The sequence below is a fragment of the Enterococcus sp. AMC1157 genome (genome assembly GCF_058216555.1).
Genome location: NZ_CM177099.1, coordinates 770,844 through 787,840, shown reverse-complemented (window position 1 = coordinate 787,840; position 16,997 = coordinate 770,844). Strand labels below are relative to the sequence as shown.

At 35.5% G+C, this 16,997-nt stretch carries 20 protein-coding genes; 18 read left to right on the top strand and 2 right to left on the bottom strand.

The window, feature by feature from the left end; translation table 11 throughout:
• Positions 1-101: 101 nt before the first annotated feature.
• Positions 102-980 (top strand): NAD(P)-dependent oxidoreductase, encoded by an 879-nt coding sequence (locus AC4BBX_RS03800; protein WP_490455139.1) that lies wholly within the window; start codon positions 102-104, stop codon positions 978-980.
• A gap of 86 nt (positions 981-1,066) precedes the next feature.
• Complete coding sequence (locus AC4BBX_RS03795) at positions 1,067-1,297, top strand: YkuJ family protein (protein WP_490455138.1); 231 nt, start codon at positions 1,067-1,069, stop codon at positions 1,295-1,297.
• Between the two features lie 33 nt (positions 1,298-1,330).
• Here AC4BBX_RS03795 and AC4BBX_RS03790 read toward each other — a convergent pair whose 3' ends face one another.
• On the bottom strand, positions 1,331-2,239 hold the full coding sequence (locus AC4BBX_RS03790) for a GIY-YIG nuclease family protein (RefSeq protein ID WP_490455137.1): 909 nt from the start codon (positions 2,237-2,239) through the stop codon (positions 1,331-1,333).
• 279 nt (positions 2,240-2,518) lie between these two features.
• Here AC4BBX_RS03790 and fabT point away from each other — a divergent pair, with 279 nt between their 5' ends.
• From fabT to AC4BBX_RS03710, 16 genes are all read left to right on the top strand, one after another.
• Complete coding sequence (gene fabT / locus AC4BBX_RS03785; RefSeq protein WP_490455136.1) at positions 2,519-2,959, top strand: fatty acid biosynthesis transcriptional regulator FabT; 441 nt, start codon at positions 2,519-2,521, stop codon at positions 2,957-2,959.
• Positions 2,960-2,969: 10 nt separating this feature from the next.
• On the top strand, positions 2,970-3,938 hold the full coding sequence (locus AC4BBX_RS03780; RefSeq protein WP_490455135.1) for a beta-ketoacyl-ACP synthase III: 969 nt from the start codon (positions 2,970-2,972) through the stop codon (positions 3,936-3,938).
• Positions 3,939-3,986: 48 nt separating this feature from the next.
• Positions 3,987-4,211 carry an acyl carrier protein gene (locus AC4BBX_RS03775; RefSeq protein ID WP_490455134.1) on the top strand — a complete coding sequence of 75 codons (225 nt, stop codon included), beginning with the start codon at positions 3,987-3,989 and terminating at the stop codon, positions 4,209-4,211.
• 157 nt (positions 4,212-4,368) lie between these two features.
• Positions 4,369-5,295, top strand: a complete 927-nt coding sequence (gene fabD, locus AC4BBX_RS03770; RefSeq protein ID WP_490455133.1) for an ACP S-malonyltransferase — start codon at positions 4,369-4,371, stop codon at positions 5,293-5,295.
• Positions 5,296-5,346: 51 nt separating this feature from the next.
• Entirely contained in the window at positions 5,347-6,084 is a 738-nt protein-coding gene (fabG, locus tag AC4BBX_RS03765) for a 3-oxoacyl-[acyl-carrier-protein] reductase (RefSeq protein WP_490455132.1), read from the top strand.
• Between the two features lie 15 nt (positions 6,085-6,099).
• A complete protein-coding gene (gene fabF, locus AC4BBX_RS03760) occupies positions 6,100-7,335 on the top strand; it encodes a beta-ketoacyl-ACP synthase II (RefSeq protein WP_490455131.1) in 1,236 nt (411 codons plus the stop codon).
• Between the two features lie 2 nt (positions 7,336-7,337).
• Positions 7,338-7,811, top strand: a complete 474-nt coding sequence (accB, locus tag AC4BBX_RS03755) for an acetyl-CoA carboxylase biotin carboxyl carrier protein (protein ID WP_490455130.1) — start codon at positions 7,338-7,340, stop codon at positions 7,809-7,811.
• An 11-nt stretch (positions 7,812-7,822) separates the two neighbouring features.
• Positions 7,823-8,242 (top strand): 3-hydroxyacyl-ACP dehydratase FabZ, encoded by a 420-nt coding sequence (gene fabZ / locus AC4BBX_RS03750; RefSeq protein WP_490455757.1) that lies wholly within the window; start codon positions 7,823-7,825, stop codon positions 8,240-8,242.
• A 7-nt stretch (positions 8,243-8,249) separates the two neighbouring features.
• Entirely contained in the window at positions 8,250-9,614 is a 1,365-nt protein-coding gene (locus AC4BBX_RS03745) for an acetyl-CoA carboxylase biotin carboxylase subunit (protein ID WP_490455129.1), read from the top strand.
• Positions 9,615-9,625: 11 nt separating this feature from the next.
• Entirely contained in the window at positions 9,626-10,495 is an 870-nt protein-coding gene (gene accD, locus AC4BBX_RS03740; protein ID WP_490455128.1) for an acetyl-CoA carboxylase, carboxyltransferase subunit beta, read from the top strand.
• Entirely contained in the window at positions 10,492-11,277 is a 786-nt protein-coding gene (locus tag AC4BBX_RS03735) for an acetyl-CoA carboxylase carboxyl transferase subunit alpha (protein ID WP_490455127.1), read from the top strand. Before accD ends, AC4BBX_RS03735 begins: the two co-directional genes overlap by 4 nt.
• A 319-nt stretch (positions 11,278-11,596) precedes the next feature.
• Complete coding sequence (locus AC4BBX_RS03730; protein ID WP_490455126.1) at positions 11,597-11,881, top strand: hypothetical protein; 285 nt, start codon at positions 11,597-11,599, stop codon at positions 11,879-11,881.
• Positions 11,882-11,905: 24 nt separating this feature from the next.
• Positions 11,906-12,544, top strand: a complete 639-nt coding sequence (locus AC4BBX_RS03725; protein WP_490455125.1) for a methyl-accepting chemotaxis protein — start codon at positions 11,906-11,908, stop codon at positions 12,542-12,544.
• Positions 12,545-12,837: 293 nt separating this feature from the next.
• Positions 12,838-13,695 carry a transporter substrate-binding domain-containing protein gene (locus AC4BBX_RS03720; protein WP_490455124.1) on the top strand — a complete coding sequence of 286 codons (858 nt, stop codon included), beginning with the start codon at positions 12,838-12,840 and terminating at the stop codon, positions 13,693-13,695.
• A 14-nt stretch (positions 13,696-13,709) separates the two neighbouring features.
• Complete coding sequence (locus AC4BBX_RS03715) at positions 13,710-14,399, top strand: amino acid ABC transporter permease (protein WP_490455123.1); 690 nt, start codon at positions 13,710-13,712, stop codon at positions 14,397-14,399.
• A 133-nt stretch (positions 14,400-14,532) separates the two neighbouring features.
• On the top strand, positions 14,533-15,054 hold the full coding sequence (locus AC4BBX_RS03710) for an acyl-CoA thioesterase (protein ID WP_490455122.1): 522 nt from the start codon (positions 14,533-14,535) through the stop codon (positions 15,052-15,054).
• A gap of 560 nt (positions 15,055-15,614) precedes the next feature.
• On the opposite strand, the gene argH is transcribed toward AC4BBX_RS03710, so the two are convergent.
• Positions 15,615-16,988: an argininosuccinate lyase gene (gene argH, locus AC4BBX_RS03705; protein WP_490455121.1), complete on the bottom strand. Its 1,374-nt coding sequence runs from the start codon at positions 16,986-16,988 to the stop codon at positions 15,615-15,617.
• Between the last annotated feature and the right edge of the window lie 9 nt (positions 16,989-16,997).

The following is a 16,997-nucleotide window of genomic DNA, read 5'->3' as shown; positions in this document are numbered from 1 at the left end:
TGACGTATACTAAAGGTGTGAACTTTTTTTGACTATAAAAAAGTAAGCCGATTTATGAAAATCGAAAGAATCATAGGCCTTTAATAATAGGAGGAAGATAAATGAACATTGGTTTTATAGGTACAGGTGTCATGGGGCATGCAGTAGTAATTCATTTAATGAATGCGGGACATCAACTAATTGTTTTTAATAGAACAAAAAGTAAAACAAATGATTTGGTAAAAGCTGGAGCAATTTGGCAAAATTCTCCTAAGAAAGTCACTGAAATGAGCGAGATCATTTTTACAATGGTTGGTTATCCTCAAGATGTTGAAGAAACTTATTATCAAGAAGATACTGGGATTTTTGCAGCCGACGTAAAAAATAAAATTTTAGTTGATTTGACAACTAGCACACCTTCATTAGCCGAAAAGATTTTTCTAACAGCTAAAGAGCGACAAGCTGAAAGTTTAGATGCACCAGTTTCAGGCGGTGACTTAGGAGCTAAAAATGGTACTTTAACCATTATGGTAGGTGGTCAAGAAGATGTGTTTGAAAAGGTTCTGCCGGTCTTTAATCAATTCGGTAAAACAATCAATTTGCAAGGGACAGCCGGCAAAGGTCAACATACAAAAATGGCCAATCAAATTATGATTGCTGGAACAATGACTGGAATGACAGAAATGTTGGTTTACGCAAATAAGGCAGACTTAGATTTAGAGAAAGTTTTAGTTACCTTAGGTGGAGGTAGTGCGGCAAACTGGTCAATGAGTAATTATAGCCCAAGAATTCTAGCAGAAAATTATACACCAGGATTTTTTGTTAAACATTTTGTTAAAGACTTGAAGATTGCTCTAGATGAAGCTGAAAAAATGAATATCGACTTGCCTAGCACAGAATTAGCAAAAAATCTTTATCAAAAATTAGAAGATAACGGTTACGGAAATGATGGAACGCAAGCCTTGATTAAACTTTGGTGGCAAGATGGTAAAAAATCTTAAAATTTAAAAAAATTTCGCAAAAACAATGCATGATAACCAGTCATTTGATACAATGTAACAGAAATGAAAAAAGGGAGGCACTATGAATGAAAAGTTCACAATTAGTCGCTATCATTAGACGTCTTGAGGCTATGATTGAAGCGCAAGACAGCGAGGTACAAGTACGACGTTTTGAAAAAGAAGGCGTTGAAAAATGTACAGTCACTTATGACAACTCGACAGAAACCTTTGAATTAACGGAAGCTGAATCTAATCAGCCTTATCAATTCGATAATATTGATATTGTTGCAATGGAAATTTACGATTTAATTCAATAATAAAAAGATGTCTGAAAAGGACAGAGCGTTATGCTATCCTTTTTCAGACATCTTTTTTATATAATAAAGCAAAATAAGTGTGGGGTCTATCTCTGACTTGCTTAAAGCAGTTTGGTTAGGAGTCAGTGAAATAGGTTGAAATGTTTCTGTGTACGGAATTATTTTAGAATAAACAACCTTACCATAAGCAAGCTGATAAACTTTTTTTTCAGATGCTGAAATAGGCAGAATAATTTGATTTTCTTTTTGATTAACAAAATGATGCAATTCGCGAATTTGATTATAAAAAGTAGTTAAAAATTGTAATTCTTCTGATAATTTTTGGGCGTGTTCGAAATATCTTTCTTCAATACAATAAGCTATTCGTTGGTTCATCCAATAATGGTAGCTATCATCACGACCTTCAAAAAAACCACGAATCTCTTGTTTTTTTTCAGGTAGTGGGTAATGTTTCATCTCCGGAAGTTGTTTTTCTAAGGATAATTTTGTAATGTGATTGATTGTTGAAAGTTGGTAGAGCTCACTTAGATGACGAATAATCTCAGGTATTTTTCGATAAGCACGATAAGGGCCAAGTTCACCATCTAGTGTGCTTGATGTAATGCCTTGTTCGTCAATGCTAATATAACAATATTGTGCAAACTGATTCATATGACGATTATACAAGGGATGATGGTGCTGAATTAACTCACATTCTAATAAAAGGGCATCAAGCTCTGTATCAACTTCAATAATTTCAAAATCAGCTAAATTGAACACCATTCGACGAACTTTGTTAGAATGCTGAGAGTTATTTTGGAAGTAAGAAGAAACTCGTTGTTTCAAATTTTTGGCTTTTCCAACATAGAGCACATCTTGATGAGAATCTTTCATTAAATAAATTCCAGGTGTTTTTGGCAAATTCTTAAGCTTTTCTTTGAACTTTTTATTTTGTTGATTCAACGCAATTTACCTCCTTTTTCCCTTGAATTTGTCTTGAAGATAGCAGAAAAAAAGTTTTCTTACAAGAAAAAGTGTTAAAAATTGTTCTTTTTTTTAAGAAGTATGTTAAAATAGTTTGAAAGTCAAACTATATATAAAGTGGATGAAATCAACGAATTCTGATTGATTATCATGAATAAACTGAAAAAAATCAGAAAATAGGCTTGCATTTTTCAGAAATTTAAATTATAGTTTGATTGTCAAATGATTTGATAATCAAACTATTCGGATGGTGAAATAATGAAACCTGAATTTGAAAGAATCAATAGCTTATTAGTAGATGTCTTTAATGACATTTTAGTTATCGAAGAATCAGAATTAAAAAAATCACAATTTAACGATCTATCGATTACTGAGATGCACACAATCGAAGCGATTGGTATGTATAAGAAAAAGACAACTTCTGAAGTAGCTAAGGAACTTTCAATTACAGTTGGAACTTTGACTATTGCTATCAATCGATTAGTTAAAAAAGGCTATGTTGAACGAATTCGTAGTGAAGACGATCGACGAGTAGTCAAATTGGGTTTGACAAAAAAAGGAAAATTACTGTATCGCGTCCATCAACATTTTCATTCACAAATGATTAGAGAAATTTTGACGGACATGGAAGATGATCAACAAACAGCTTTATTAAAAGCATTAGATAATCTTCATCAGTTTTTACAAGAATATAAGTGAGCGTGTAGGTATGATAAAATTCGGAAAGATTACTGCAACTGCGAGTTATGTTCCTGAAAAAGTAGTAACCAATGATCAGTTAGCTGAGATTATGGATACTAGCGATGAATGGATTTATTCGCGGACAGGAATCAAAACGAGACATATTGCAACGGAAGAAAATACTTCTGATTTATGTATTAAAGTAGCAGAAAAACTGTTGGAACAAGGCGACATTAAAGCTGAGGAATTAGATTTTATCTTAGTGGCAACGATGTCTCCGGATTATAATTCACCTTCTGTCGCTTGTATCGTGCAAGGAGCAATTGGCGCTAGAAACGCTTTTGCTTTTGATTTGAGTGCGGCTTGTGCAGGATTCGTTTATGCCTTATCAATGGCTGAAAAAATGATTCGTACAGGTTCAAAAAAAGGATTGGTAATTGGTGGAGAAGTTCTTTCTAAAGTGTTAAATTGGGAAGATCGGACGACTGCGGTTCTTTTTGGTGATGGTGCTGGCGGTATTTTGTTAGAAGAAGATAGTCAACAACATATCTTAAAAGAAAGCCTTAAGGCTGATGGGTCAAGAGGAATGTCTCTAACCTCTGGATATAAGCACAATCAAAATCCATACGGTGGAAGCGAAACTCAACAAACTTCTTGTCTAACAATGGCTGGAAGAGATATTTTTGATTTTGCAACTAGAGATGTGGCAAAATCAATTGACCAACTGATTGACGAAGATCGAGAATCAATTGATTATTTCTTACTTCATCAAGCGAATTCACGTATTTTGGATAAAATTGCTCGTAAAGTAAAAGTGCCAAGAGAAAAATTTTTACAAAATATGGATAAGTATGGTAATACTTCTGGAGCAACAATTCCTATTTTATTAGATGAATCAGTTGCAGCAGGTACATTAGAGCTAGGTAGTAATCAAAAAGTGGTACTTTCAGGTTTTGGTGGCGGATTAGCGTGGGGAACTATGTTAATCACCTTATAAATCTGTAGTTATATAAATTAAGAAAATTAATATTGGAGGAATATACACATGGTATTCGAAAAAATTCAAGAAATCGTAGCAGAAGAATTAGGGAAAGAAACAGAAGAAATTCAATTAACAACTAATATTCAAGAAGACTTGGAAGCAGATAGCTTAGACTTATTCCAAATCATCAATGAAATCGAAGACGAATTCGATGTAAAAATCGAAGTAGAAGACGGTATTAAAACTGTTGCTGATTTAGTTAAATACGTAGAAGATCAACAAGCTTAATTTGAATTTCAGAAGGCTGGGCCAAAAGCCTAGCCTTTTATAATAAAGACAGCTTTTGTTCTTGGATGAGTCGCTAAATATATTTTGATAATCAAAGTATTATTTATAGACCATCAAAATGCGGTTACGATTACGAACGAAGATGAGGGACAAAATAATGAAAACAGCTTTTTTATTTAGTGGCCAAGGGGCACAATATGTTGGCATGGGACAAGACTTATATCAACAAGAACCGATTGTTAAACAAACGTTTGATGAAGCGAGTGAGGTTCTAGGATATGATATGGCAGAGTTATGCTTTGTTGAGAATGAAGAATTGAATCAAACAGTCTATACACAACCAGCGATTTTAACTGTTAGTGTAGCTTTCTGGCGTTTACTAGTAGATAAAGGGTTTAAACCTGACGCAGTAGCTGGTTTGAGTTTAGGGGAGTATTCAGCACTAGTTGCTAGTGGTGCCCTTGATTTTAAAACAGCAGTAGCTTTAGTTGCCAAAAGAGGTGCATTTATGGCTAATGTAGCTCCACAAGGCACAGGTAAAATGGTGGCAGTTATGAATGCTCCAATTGAAACTATTGAAGCTGCTTGTGAGCAAGCTAGTGAGAAAGGCATTGTTTCACCAGCAAATTACAACACACCAAAACAAATTGTGATTGGTGGAGAAGTAGCTGCTGTTGATTATGCGATAGATTTGTTAAAGGAAGCTGGCGTAAAACGGGTGATTCCATTAAACGTAAGCGGTCCTTTCCATACAGCATTATTAAAACCTGCAGCCGAACAACTGAAAGAGGAATTAGAGTCAGTTGAAATAAATAAAATGTCTGTGCCAGTTATTAGTAACACTACAGCTAAGGTTATGGAACAGGAAGATGTAAAAGAACTTTTAGAAAAACAAGTGATGTCTCCTGTTCGTTTTTATGAAAGTGTAGCAACCTTAAAAGAATTAGGGATTGAACGAGTGGTTGAAGTTGGTCCCGGGAAAGTTCTTTCAGGATTCATCAAAAAAATTGATAAATCTTTGGCTATTTCTAGAGTTGGAAATTGCGAGACATTGGAAGAAACAGAAGCGTTTTTGGCTGAATGATAACTAACAAAAAAAGGAAAAGTTGGCTGAATAGCTAATCAGGAGGAATAAATGGAACTTAAAGATAAAACGATTTTTATTACAGGAAGTACCCGTGGTATTGGTTTGGAAATTGCTAAAGCCTTTGCTAAAGAAGGGGCAAACATTGTCTTAAATGGACGTAGAGAAATTTCTGAAGAACTGATTTCTTCTATTAAAGCATTCGGCGTAAAATGTATTGGTGTATCAGGAGATATCTCTGATTTTAAGAATGCTGGCGAGATGATTAAAACAACTGAGGATCAATTAGGTCCAATTAATATTTTGATTAATAATGCTGGTATTACCAATGATAAGTTATTGCTTCGTATGACGGAAGAAGATTTCGAGCAAGTATTAAAAATTAATTTAACTGGAACATTTAATATGACTCAACAAGTTTTAAAGAAAATGTTGAAACTGCGTGAGGGAGTTATCATCAATCTTTCAAGTGTTTCAGGCTTAATGGGTAATGCGGGACAAGCAAACTATGCTGCTAGTAAAGCGGGTGTTGTTGGTTTTACTAAATCAGTTGCTAGAGAAGTAGCTCCACGAGGAATTACTTGTAACGCCATTGCTCCAGGCTTTATCCAAACTGACATGACAGATGTTTTGTCAGATAAAGTAAAAGAACAAATGACACAAAATATTCCTTTACAACGTTTTGGGAATGTTGAAGATGTCGCAAAAGCGGCTATTTTCTTAGCAAAAAGTCCATACATCACAGGTCAAGTATTAAATGTTGACGGTGGTTTGGTCATGCACGGTTAAGAGAGGAGAAAAAATATGAATCGAGTAGTAGTTACGGGTTATGGTGTTGTTTCCCCAATTGGAAATGATCCAGAATCATTCTTAACAAGTTTAAAAGAAGGAACCAACGGGATTGGTCCAATTACAAAATTTGATGCAGAAGCAACAGGTATTTCTGTTGCCGGTGAGGTTAAAGATTTTCCACTAGAAAAATATTTTGTCAAAAAAGACACCAAACGAATGGATTTATTCTCAATTTATGGAATCCATGCTGCTTTGGACGCGCTTGAAATGGCAAACTTAGATAAGGATGCTATTGATGCGGATCGCTTTGGTGTAATGGTTGGTTCAGGAATCGGTGGTTTGCCAACAATTCAAGATCAAGTGACTCGTATGAATGCTAAAGGAGCAAAACGCGTTTCACCAATGTTTGTTCCAATGTCAATCGTAAATATGGTTGCAGGAAACATTGCTTTGCGTGTAGGTGCTAGAGGGATTTGTACCACAACAGTTACAGCGTGTGCTTCAGGTACGCATTCTGTAGGAGAAGCTTTCCGTAACATCAAACATGGTTATGCTGATGTGATGTTGGCAGGTGGTTCTGAAGCGACAATTTGTGAAATCGGAATTGCTGGTTTTGCTTCATTGACAGCTTTAACAACTGAATCAGATGCAAATAAAGCATCAACACCATTTGATAAAAATCGTAGTGGTTTTGTTATGGGTGAAGGTGCAGGCGTATTATTACTTGAGTCATTGGATCATGCTTTAGCTCGTGGTGCGAATATTTTAGGAGAAGTTGTTGGATATGGTGCTAATTGTGATGCTTACCATATGACTGCCCCAAATCCTGATGGTTCTGGAGCAGGTAAAGCGATGAAGCTTGCAATGAACGAAGCGAATATTCAAGCTAATGAAGTGGGTTATATTAATGCTCACGGAACAAGTACTCCAGCAAATGATGTAGCTGAAGCAACTGCGATTCATTATGGTCTAGGAGATAGCTATCAAGATACGTATGTAAGTAGTACGAAGTCAATGACTGGTCACTTACTAGGAGCCGCTGGTGGCGTGGAAGCCGTTGCGACATTGTTAGCATTGCAACACCAATTTATTCCACCAAATATTAATGTAACTGAAAAAGATCCAGAAATTGATTTAAATGTTGTATTGAATGAAAGCAAACCAGCTGAATTAACTTATGCAATGAGTAATTCTTTAGGTTTTGGTGGACATAACGCAGTAATCTTGATGAAACGTTGGGAGGCATAAGGATGGAACTAGCAGAGGTAAAGGATTTACTATCTCAATTTGATCAATCCACATTGACAGAATTTAATTTAAAAGACGGCACATTTGAACTTTATTTAAATAAAAATACGGTATCTCGTAATCAACAGACATCGGTTGAACAACCAGTGGTTTCAGCTCCAATTCAACAACCAGCTGTTACAGCAGCACCGGCAGCAGTAACTATTGAAACATCTTCATCACCTGTGATTTTAGAGGGAACAGAAATTGTTTCACCTTTAGTAGGAGTGGCTTACTTAAAACCATCTCCAGATAAAGCAAACTTTAAACAAGTAGGCGATCATGTTGCTAAGGGCGATGTTGTCTGCATTGTTGAAGCGATGAAAGTGATGAATGAAATCACTAGTGATATTTCTGGTGAAATTATAGAAGTTTTAGTTGAGAATGAACAAGTCGTTGAATTTAATCAACCATTATTCCGTGTGAAAGAAGGCTAATTATGACTGTAATGAATATTCAAGAAATTAAAGAAATTATTCCTCACCGTTATCCAATGTTATTAATTGATCGTGTAGAGGAATTGGTGGATGGCGAACGTGTTATTGCTAAAAAAAATGTAACAATTAATGAACCCTTTTTCCAAGGACATTTCCCACATGAACCAGTAATGCCTGGTGTATTAATTGTGGAAGCGATGGCACAAGCTGGAGCAGTGGCGTTGTTGTCTTTAGAGCAATTTCGAGGCAAAACAGCTTACTTTGGTGGAATTGATAAAGCAAAATTCCGTAAAAAAGTAACGCCAGGTGATACACTTATGTTAGAAGTTGAAATTATTAAAGTAAAAGCCAATGCAGGAATTGGCAAAGGTATTGCAAAAGTGGATGGCAAGAAAGTTGCTGAAGCTGAATTAACCTTCATGATTGGATAGGTGACGTATGTTTTCAAAGATATTAATTGCAAACCGTGGAGAAATTGCGGTGAGAATTATTCGCGCTTGTCGTGAATTAGGTGTCCGGACAGTAGCAGTTTATTCTGAAGCTGATAAAGATGCATTACACACTGAATTAGCAGACGAGGCAATTTGTATCGGACCTGCTAAAGCAACAGATTCATATCTGAATGTACAACAAATTTTAAGTGCAGCAATCGTGACTAAAGCCGAAGCGATTCATCCGGGCTTTGGTTTTCTATCGGAAAATAGTCGTTTTGCTTCAATGTGTGAAGAATGCAATATTGTATTTATCGGACCAAAAAGTCAAACGATTGATGATATGGGAAATAAAATCAATGCAAGAAAATTAATGATAGAAGCGAATGTTCCAGTCATTCCAGGTAGCGAGGGTGCTGTTGCGGATGTGGAAGAAGCTTTAGTTATTGCTGAAGAGATTGGTTATCCGGTCATGTTAAAAGCCGCTGCTGGTGGGGGAGGAAAAGGGATTCGTAAAGTTCTTTCTAAAGAAGAGCTACCACAACATTTTTCTTCTGCCCAACAAGAAGCCAAGGCCGCTTTTGGTAACGATGATATGTATATCGAAAAAATTGTTTACCCAGCACGTCATATTGAAGTGCAAATTTTAGGTGATCAATTTGGTAATGTCATTCATTTAGGTGAAAGAGATTGCTCATTGCAAAGAAATAATCAAAAAGTATTAGAAGAATCACCTTCAGTCATTATCTCTGAGGAAAAACGTCAAGAAATTGGGATGGCGGCTGTTCGCGCAGCTCAAGCTGTGAATTATGAAAATGCCGGTACGATCGAATTTTTGATGAACGAAAATGGAAATTTCTACTTTATGGAGATGAATACTCGTATCCAAGTAGAGCATCCAATTACTGAAATGGTTACAGGAATTGACTTAGTTAAAAAACAATTGGAAATTGCCAGTGGTGAAAAACTAGATATTCGTCAAGAAGACATTGTTTTAAGTGGTCACGCGATTGAATGTCGAATTAATGCTGAAAATCCAGCCTTTAATTTTGCGCCTTCACCAGGTACTATCCATAATTTATTATTGCCAAGTGGCGGTATGGGATTACGTGTAGACAGTGCAATGTATTCAGGCTATACGATTCCTCCTTACTATGATTCAATGATTGCTAAAGTCATCGTTCATGGAGATAACCGTTTTGATGCATTAATGAAAATGCAACGAGCATTGAATGAGCTAGTCACTGATGGTGTAATGACTAATGCAGAATTTCAATTAGATTTAATTAGCCATGAAAAAGTGATTGCAGGAGATTATAGCACTGCATTTTTACAAGAGGAATTTTTACCAAACTGGACACCTGAAGCTTAGGAGGGGAAACGATGGCATTATTTAAAAAGAAAAAGGATTATATTCGTATTAATCCAAATCGTGATACTGCGCCAACAAATGAGCCTTCTGTTCCAGATAATATGTGGGCAAAATGTCCAAGTTGTAAACATACTCTTTATACAAAAGAAATTGGGGCAGAAAAAGTCTGCCCTAATTGTGGTTACAATTTTAGAATCACTGCTTGGGAACGTGTTGCATTAACAATTGATGAAAAAAGTTTTGAAGAATGGGATACGGATATTGAAACAAAAGATCCGTTAAACTTTCCAGACTATCAAGATAAAATTCAAAAAATGCGTGACAAAACACATTTACATGAAGCTGTTTTAACTGGAAAAGCAACCATTAAAGGACAAAAAGTGGCAATCGGCATCATGGATTCACATTTTATCATGGGAAGCATGGGGACTGTTGTTGGCGAGAAAATTACTCGCTTATTCGAGACAGCCACTAAAGCTGGTCTACCTGTCGTTATGTTTACAGCCTCAGGTGGTGCAAGAATGCAAGAAGGAATCTTTTCATTAATGCAGATGGCAAAGATTTCGGCTGCAGTTAAACGTCACAGCAATCAAGGACTGTTTTATTTAACTATTTTGACTGACCCAACAACTGGTGGAGTGACTGCGAGTTTCGCTATGGAGGGAGATATCATCCTAGCGGAACCACAAGCTGTTATTGGTTTTGCAGGTAGACGAGTGATTGAACAAACAATCAAACAAGAATTACCTGAGGATTTCCAAAAAGCAGAATTTTTATTGGAACATGGTTTTGTTGATCAGATTGTTCCTAGAATGGAATTACGAGAAAGAATTTATCAACTCGTAAAAATGCATACAATGAAAGGATGGCGTGAATCATGAGTCGAACAGCACACGAAATTGTTCAATTAGCTCGAGCAAAAGAGCGATTAACAGCTTTAGACTTTTTTGAACGCCTCTTTGATGACTACCAAGAATTTCACGGAGACCGTTTGTTTGCTGATGATGAAGCAGTTGTAGGTGGAGTTGCTTTATTGGATAAAAAGCCAGTAACTGTTATTGGAATTCAAAAAGGTCGCAACTTACCTGAAAACTTGAAAAGAAATTTTGGTTCTCCTCATCCAGAGGGTTATCGAAAAGCTTTGCGTTTGATGAAACAAGCTGAAAAATTCAATCGTCCTGTGATTACTTTGATTAATACTGCAGGAGCTTTCTGTGGTATTGGTGCGGAAGAACGAGGTGAAGGAGAAGCTATTGCTCGTAATCTTTTAGAAATGTCTGATTTAAAAGTACCTATTATTGCAATTATTATTGGTGAAGGTGGTAGTGGTGGAGCCTTAGCTTTAGCACTAGGGGATGAAGTATGGATGTTGGAACACTCCATCTATGCCGTCTTATCGCCAGAAGGGTTTGCTTCGATTCTTTGGAAAGATGGTAGTCGGGCGAAAGAGGCCGCTGAACTAATGAAAATTACCGCTCAAGAGTTAAAGGAATTAGGAATTATTGAACGTGTTATTCCTGAAACTTTTAGAGGAGGAAAGTTAACAGAAGAAGCTGTTATCAAACGTTTTAAAAGTGATTTGATTCGTAAATTGAAAGAGTTATCTGAAAAAGAGCTACCAGATTTATTAGAAGGTCGCTATCAACGATTTAGAAAATATTGATTAAAAAAGCATTGGGTTTATGTATGATAATGTACATGAACTTAATGCTTTTTCTATTAGAAGGGAAAAGGTAGTAAAAAAGCTTGATAAAAGGAAAATAATGGTCTGAGACTACTTTAACTTCTTCTGGTAAGAGCCGATTAAGTGTGAGTATTGTGTAATTACTATCATGATCTAAGACAGGAGAATATATGGAGCAAAGTATCTCGAAGAAAATCACACTTGTGGCTACAAACATCGTTTTTAGCAGTACTCTTTTATTAGCATCGGTCAATTATTATTCTAGTTATTAGGTAGACTTTCTACTCGATTTAATACCATGGTTTTAAGTCTAAGAAATTTAGTTCAAGATTTACAATTGACTTCAACTGAAATAAGTGAGAATGCTCATGAAGTGCATACTGGTGCTGAAAATGTTCAAGAGAATGCGATGACTGTCATGGACTCTATTGAAAAAGTTGCAGAACATATTGAGCAACAAGTCTATGAAACCGACATTGCTAGTGCTGATTTAAAACGAATGTCTGAGAGCATTCAAGTCATGAGTGGAATTATTGAACAAGTAGTCAAGTCTTCTGGATATTCGGATGATCTTTCTAAATAGGGACAGATTATCGTTCAAAAAACTTTGGATCAAGTAAAATTAATCGAGACGACAACGTTTGATTCTACGCAAATTACACATCAGCTAAATGCAAAAGCCAAAGAAATTGATCAGATTATTATGTTGATTAGTAGTATATCTAATCAGACTAATTTATTAGCTCTAAATGCAGCAATTGAAGTTGCAAGAGCAGGTGATCATGGAGCAGGATTTCTTGTTGTTTCGGATGAAATTCGAAAATTAGTAGAAGAAACCAAAGTTGCTACTCATGAAGTAGCTAGTCTAATTTCTGAGATACAAAAAGAGTCAGAAGCATCCGTTCTTAAAGCTGAACAAAGTCAAGTAGCTGTTAATCAAGGGCTGACTTTTATCAATCAAACATATACCTCGTTCCAAAAATTGTCAGTAAATGCCTCTAAAACTACAGATCAAACAGTGTTATTAACAAATGAAACACTTGTAAGTAAAGATAAAATGGAAAAATTAGTTATTGAGATAGATACAGTTGAAGATTTATCTCAACAAGTAGCTCTTAGCAATAATCAACTTACTGAAGCCAGTGAACAGCAGACAGTAATTATGAATGAATTTGTAGCAGTAGCAAAAACATTAATGGAGATTGGTGAACGTTTAACACAGAATATTAAACAATTTGACTTATAAAAAATGCGAACTATTTAAAAATTAAATTGCAACATTGATTTTGTGTACAAATACTGCATATAAATGTATTGCTCTTATTAGCCAATAAATGGATTAAAGTAAGTAAATAGTTGTTATAAAGGAAGTTGTTTATACAAAAATTTCTTTTTTAATTCAATAAATAGCTATTTTTACTTATATAAATTCAATATTATGAATAATTTTTGTTTATTTTTTTATTACAGTATGATATTATGCATATATAATTCATAAAGGTAACTAAAAATGTATAAATATTAAAAGGGGTATAGAATATGAAAAAAATTATTGGTTTGATTGGACTTTTTGCTGGAGTACTTGCTTTAGGAGCTTGTGGAAATGGAGGAACAGCCTCATCTAGTACAAACTCTTCAGAGGGAGCTGTGGAAGCGCCTAGTAATCAATTAGAAGAAATCTTAGAGAAAGGTGTTCTAACAGTGGGAACATCTGCTGACTTTGCACCATTTGAGTTTCATGCGATGGTCGATGGGCGTGATACAATTGTTGGAGCTGACATTGATATGGTTCATGCAATTGCTGAAGATTTGGGTATTGAAAAAGTTGAATTTACAGATATGGAATTTACGGCTGTTTTGGCAGCGTTAGATCAAGGTCAAGTCGATATTGCCGTTTCTGGTATTTCGGCTACAGAAGAACGGAAACAATCTTTTGATTTTACAATTAATTACTTCTTGCCTGAACAATTTGTTCTTGTGCATAAAGACAATCTTGACAGCTATCAAACAACTGCAGATTTAGAAGATAAAAAGGTTGGTGCTCAAAAAGGTTCGATTCAAGAAATGGTAGTAGAAGAGCAATTGCCAGATTCTCAAATTGTGTCTATTGCAAAAGTTCCTAATCTTGTAATTGAACTAAAACAAGGATCGATTGATGCACTTGTTTTAGAAAGTGCTGTAGCTGAGTCTTATGTGGCTCAAAATGATGATATCACTATTGCTGCAGTTGAGCTAGTGACTTCTGAAGATGAAGCTTATTCAATTGCTGTCCCTAAAGGAAGTACTGAATTACAAGAAGCACTTAACAACTCATTACAAAAATTGATTGATAGTGGAAAAATTGAAGAATTTGTCCAAACAAATACAGACTTAGCAAACGAAAATGCGTCTAATTAAAGGAGTGGAAGTTAATGGATTATTCCTTCCTATCAGTTTATTATAATTACTTTATTTCAGGAACTATGGTTACCTTGTTAATCTCTTTGATTACCATTATTTTTGGGAGTATTTTAGGAATTGCTTTTGCTTTATTCAAACTTTCTTCCTTCTCTCCACTTAGATGGTTTGCCAATATTTATATTGAGATTTTTAGAGGAACGCCAATGTTGTTACAAATTATTATTAGTATGGGCTTGTTGCATAACTTCATCAGTTTACCAGTTGTACCGATTGGTGTTTTAGATATTGATTTAGGTCGATTATTCCCTGGGATTATTGCCTTATCATTAAACTCGGGAGCTTATGTGGCAGAAATTGTCCGTGGAGGAATTAATGCAGTGGATATCGGTCAATTTGAAGCTGCCGGAGCTTTAGGCTTAGGAAAAACACAAACAATGCGTTATATTATTTTACCTCAAGCTTTGAGAAATATTTTACCGCCATTAGGAAATGAGTTTATTGTATTGATTAAAGACTCTTCATTACTTTCTTCAATTGGAATTTATGAGCTGATGAACAGTGCACAAATTGTTCAAACGTCAGCTTTTATTCCACTAAAACCTTTATACGTGGCGGCAGTGATTTATTTTATTCTAACGTTTTCTACTTCCCAAATTTTGAAAATTTGGGAGAAAAAATTAGGAAAAGGTTATCGCCGATGATTATATAAAACCTCATGAGAGAATATGACTTCCGATTAGAGTATTGATTATACTTTGATGGAAGATATTCTCTCAGAGGTTTTTTTGTTGTATGATAGAGTGGAGAAAATTAAACAGAATCGAGGAATAAAATTTGGAAGAAGTAAAAAATTGTAGTGTTTCAAAAGTTATACAAACTCATCGAATTTTTCCATTTGATTTGAATCCATTTGGCTTTTTATTTGGTGGAAAATTAATGACCCTTATTGACGATGCAGCTTCAATCTCAGTTTCTAGGCATTGTCGTCGTGGGGCAGTGACAGCTTCCTTGGATCAATTAAATTTTGTGAAACCATTGCATAGTAATGATTCTGTATGCGTAGAATCCTATGTTTCTGGTGCTCATAATCGTTCGATGGAGGTTTTTGTTAAGGTCATTGGAGAAAATCTATCAACAGGGGAACGTTATTTAGCTGCGACTTGTTTTACAACCTTTGTGGCAGTTCCTTCCCATATGAACGAAGAAACTGAATTTACGGTTCCTCAAGTAGTTCCTGTCACAGATGAAGAGAAGATGGTTTGTCAAGGATACGAAGAACGCCGTAGTAGTCGTTTAGCAGAACGAGCAGCATATAAAGAGTTCTCTGCAAACTTATCTGTAGAGCTACCATGGTAATTCCATCTCAACTTATAAAATTTTTTCTATTTATAGAGAAAATCAAATGAGAAAATATATCACTTCCAATTCATCTGTCCGTAAAGAACAGACATTGTGAGAGACCGGTCTGAGCCTCTTTGCAAGAGTCTCAAACCTTTCGGCATTCAAACGCTGTGTAAGAAATTAGCAAACTGCTACTTTCAACACAGCATAATTCATCCTCATCTTTAGCTCACGATGTCTGTCTTTTCTACCAGATGAATTTCCAGTCTGGACATTTTTTCTAATCGAATCTATCGATAGACTATTGACTAAAACTGGAAGAACCAAACGGAGAAAATCATTGGTCGTGTCTTACAGAGCTGAATGAATTACACTGACTTAGTGCAATTAGCACTTAGTCAGTGTTTGAACGTCAGCAGCCAAAGAGACTCTGTAAGAGGCTCGTGGCGGTCTCACACGACCAATGAATTCTCGGAGTTTAGTTCTGGAAGTTTCAATTTTTGCCTAGTTTTAATAGTAACTAAAAAGAAACACGCCACAAGTATTTTGAGCTAAATACTTGTGGCGGCTTTTTTTTAATTTAGTTGTTTTTTAGCTTGTTCAATTTGTTGTCTAACTTGATCAAAGCCGGTTCCACCAGCAGAGTTACGAGTTGCTACTGCTGTTTTAGATTGTAATTTTTCATAGATATCTTCCTCAATAGCAGGAACAATCTTTTGATAGTCTGCTAAAGAGATATCTTGTAAAAATGTTCCTTTTTGAATACCTTCTAAGACTAGTTTTCCAACGATTTCATGAGCCTCTCTAAAGGGAATTCCTTTGGTAGCTAGATAATCAGCCAGCTCTGTTGCATTAGAAAAGTCTTTTTCAGTGATTTCTAACATACGAGAATGGTTTACAGTCATGGTTTCAATCATACCGGACATGATTTTTAGGCTTGTACCAACTGTCTCAACAGTATCAAACATACCTTCTTTATCCTCTTGAAAATCTTTATTATAAGCTAGAGGTAAACCCTTCATTACAGTTAATAAGCCGAACAGATTTCCATAGACGCGACCGGTTTTTCCACGAATAAGTTCTGCCATATCTGGATTTTTTTTCTGTGGCATGATTGAACTTCCCGTTGAGAATGTATCAGAAAGCTGTACAAATTGAAATTCGTGACTACACCATAAGATGATTTCTTCACAGAAACGAGAAAGATGCATCATTAAAATAGAGGAATTACTTAGAAACTCTATAATAAAATCACGGTCACTTACAGCATCTAAACTATTTTGATAAATTCCTTGAAAATCTAATTCTTTTGCTACAAAATCACGATCAATTGGAAAGGTTGTTCCAGCCAAAGCTGCAGCACCTAAAGGAGAATAATCCACTCGTTGCAGATTTTCACTGAGACGTTGGTAATCTCTCGTAAACATTTGATAGTATGCCATCAAATGATGACCAAAAGAAATAGGTTGTGCGTGTTGTAAATGAGTGTATCCTGGCATAATTGTTTCGATATTTTCTTCTGCTTTATGCACGAGTACTTCACGTAGCTCATTGATTAATGGCAAAATATCTTGAATTTTTTCTTTTAGATATAGATGCATATCCGTTGCTACTTGATCATTTCGTGAACGTGCAGTATGCAATTTACCCGCAACTGGACCAATTTCTTCGTGTAAATAAGATTCAATATTTAAATGAATGTCTTCATTTTGAATCGTAAATTCTAATTGATTGTTTGCTAATTTTTCTTGAACAACTTGTAAGCCATCACTAATTTTTTGACCGTCTTCTTCTGAGATAATTCCCGTGTGCATCAGCATTTTAACATGGGCTAAACTACCAATGATATCTTGTTTGGCTAAGGCTTGATCGAAAGAGATAGAGGCACCGAATGCATCGATCCAGTCTTCGTTTTTTCCATCAAAACGCCCACCCCAAAGTTTCTTCATTTTCGTTCC

Coding starts and splice junctions, on each gene's coding strand:
- AC4BBX_RS03780 (WP_490455135.1), top strand. CDS start 2,970: ATGATAAAATTCGGAAAGATTACTGCAACTGCGAGTTATGTTCCTGAA.
- AC4BBX_RS03730 (WP_490455126.1), top strand. CDS start 11,597: ATGGTTTTAAGTCTAAGAAATTTAGTTCAAGATTTACAATTGACTTCA.
- fabF (WP_490455131.1), top strand. CDS start 6,100: ATGAATCGAGTAGTAGTTACGGGTTATGGTGTTGTTTCCCCAATTGGA.
- AC4BBX_RS03720 (WP_490455124.1), top strand. CDS start 12,838: ATGAAAAAAATTATTGGTTTGATTGGACTTTTTGCTGGAGTACTTGCT.
- fabT (WP_490455136.1), top strand. CDS start 2,519: ATGAAACCTGAATTTGAAAGAATCAATAGCTTATTAGTAGATGTCTTT.
- AC4BBX_RS03735 (WP_490455127.1), top strand. CDS start 10,492: ATGAGTCGAACAGCACACGAAATTGTTCAATTAGCTCGAGCAAAAGAG.
- accB (WP_490455130.1), top strand. CDS start 7,338: ATGGAACTAGCAGAGGTAAAGGATTTACTATCTCAATTTGATCAATCC.
- AC4BBX_RS03775 (WP_490455134.1), top strand. CDS start 3,987: ATGGTATTCGAAAAAATTCAAGAAATCGTAGCAGAAGAATTAGGGAAA.
- AC4BBX_RS03715 (WP_490455123.1), top strand. CDS start 13,710: ATGGATTATTCCTTCCTATCAGTTTATTATAATTACTTTATTTCAGGA.
- argH (WP_490455121.1), bottom strand. CDS start 16,988: ATGAAGAAACTTTGGGGTGGGCGTTTTGATGGAAAAAACGAAGACTGG.
- fabG (WP_490455132.1), top strand. CDS start 5,347: ATGGAACTTAAAGATAAAACGATTTTTATTACAGGAAGTACCCGTGGT.
- fabD (WP_490455133.1), top strand. CDS start 4,369: ATGAAAACAGCTTTTTTATTTAGTGGCCAAGGGGCACAATATGTTGGC.
- AC4BBX_RS03745 (WP_490455129.1), top strand. CDS start 8,250: ATGTTTTCAAAGATATTAATTGCAAACCGTGGAGAAATTGCGGTGAGA.
- AC4BBX_RS03795 (WP_490455138.1), top strand. CDS start 1,067: ATGAAAAGTTCACAATTAGTCGCTATCATTAGACGTCTTGAGGCTATG.
- fabZ (WP_490455757.1), top strand. CDS start 7,823: ATGAATATTCAAGAAATTAAAGAAATTATTCCTCACCGTTATCCAATG.
- accD (WP_490455128.1), top strand. CDS start 9,626: ATGGCATTATTTAAAAAGAAAAAGGATTATATTCGTATTAATCCAAAT.
- AC4BBX_RS03800 (WP_490455139.1), top strand. CDS start 102: ATGAACATTGGTTTTATAGGTACAGGTGTCATGGGGCATGCAGTAGTA.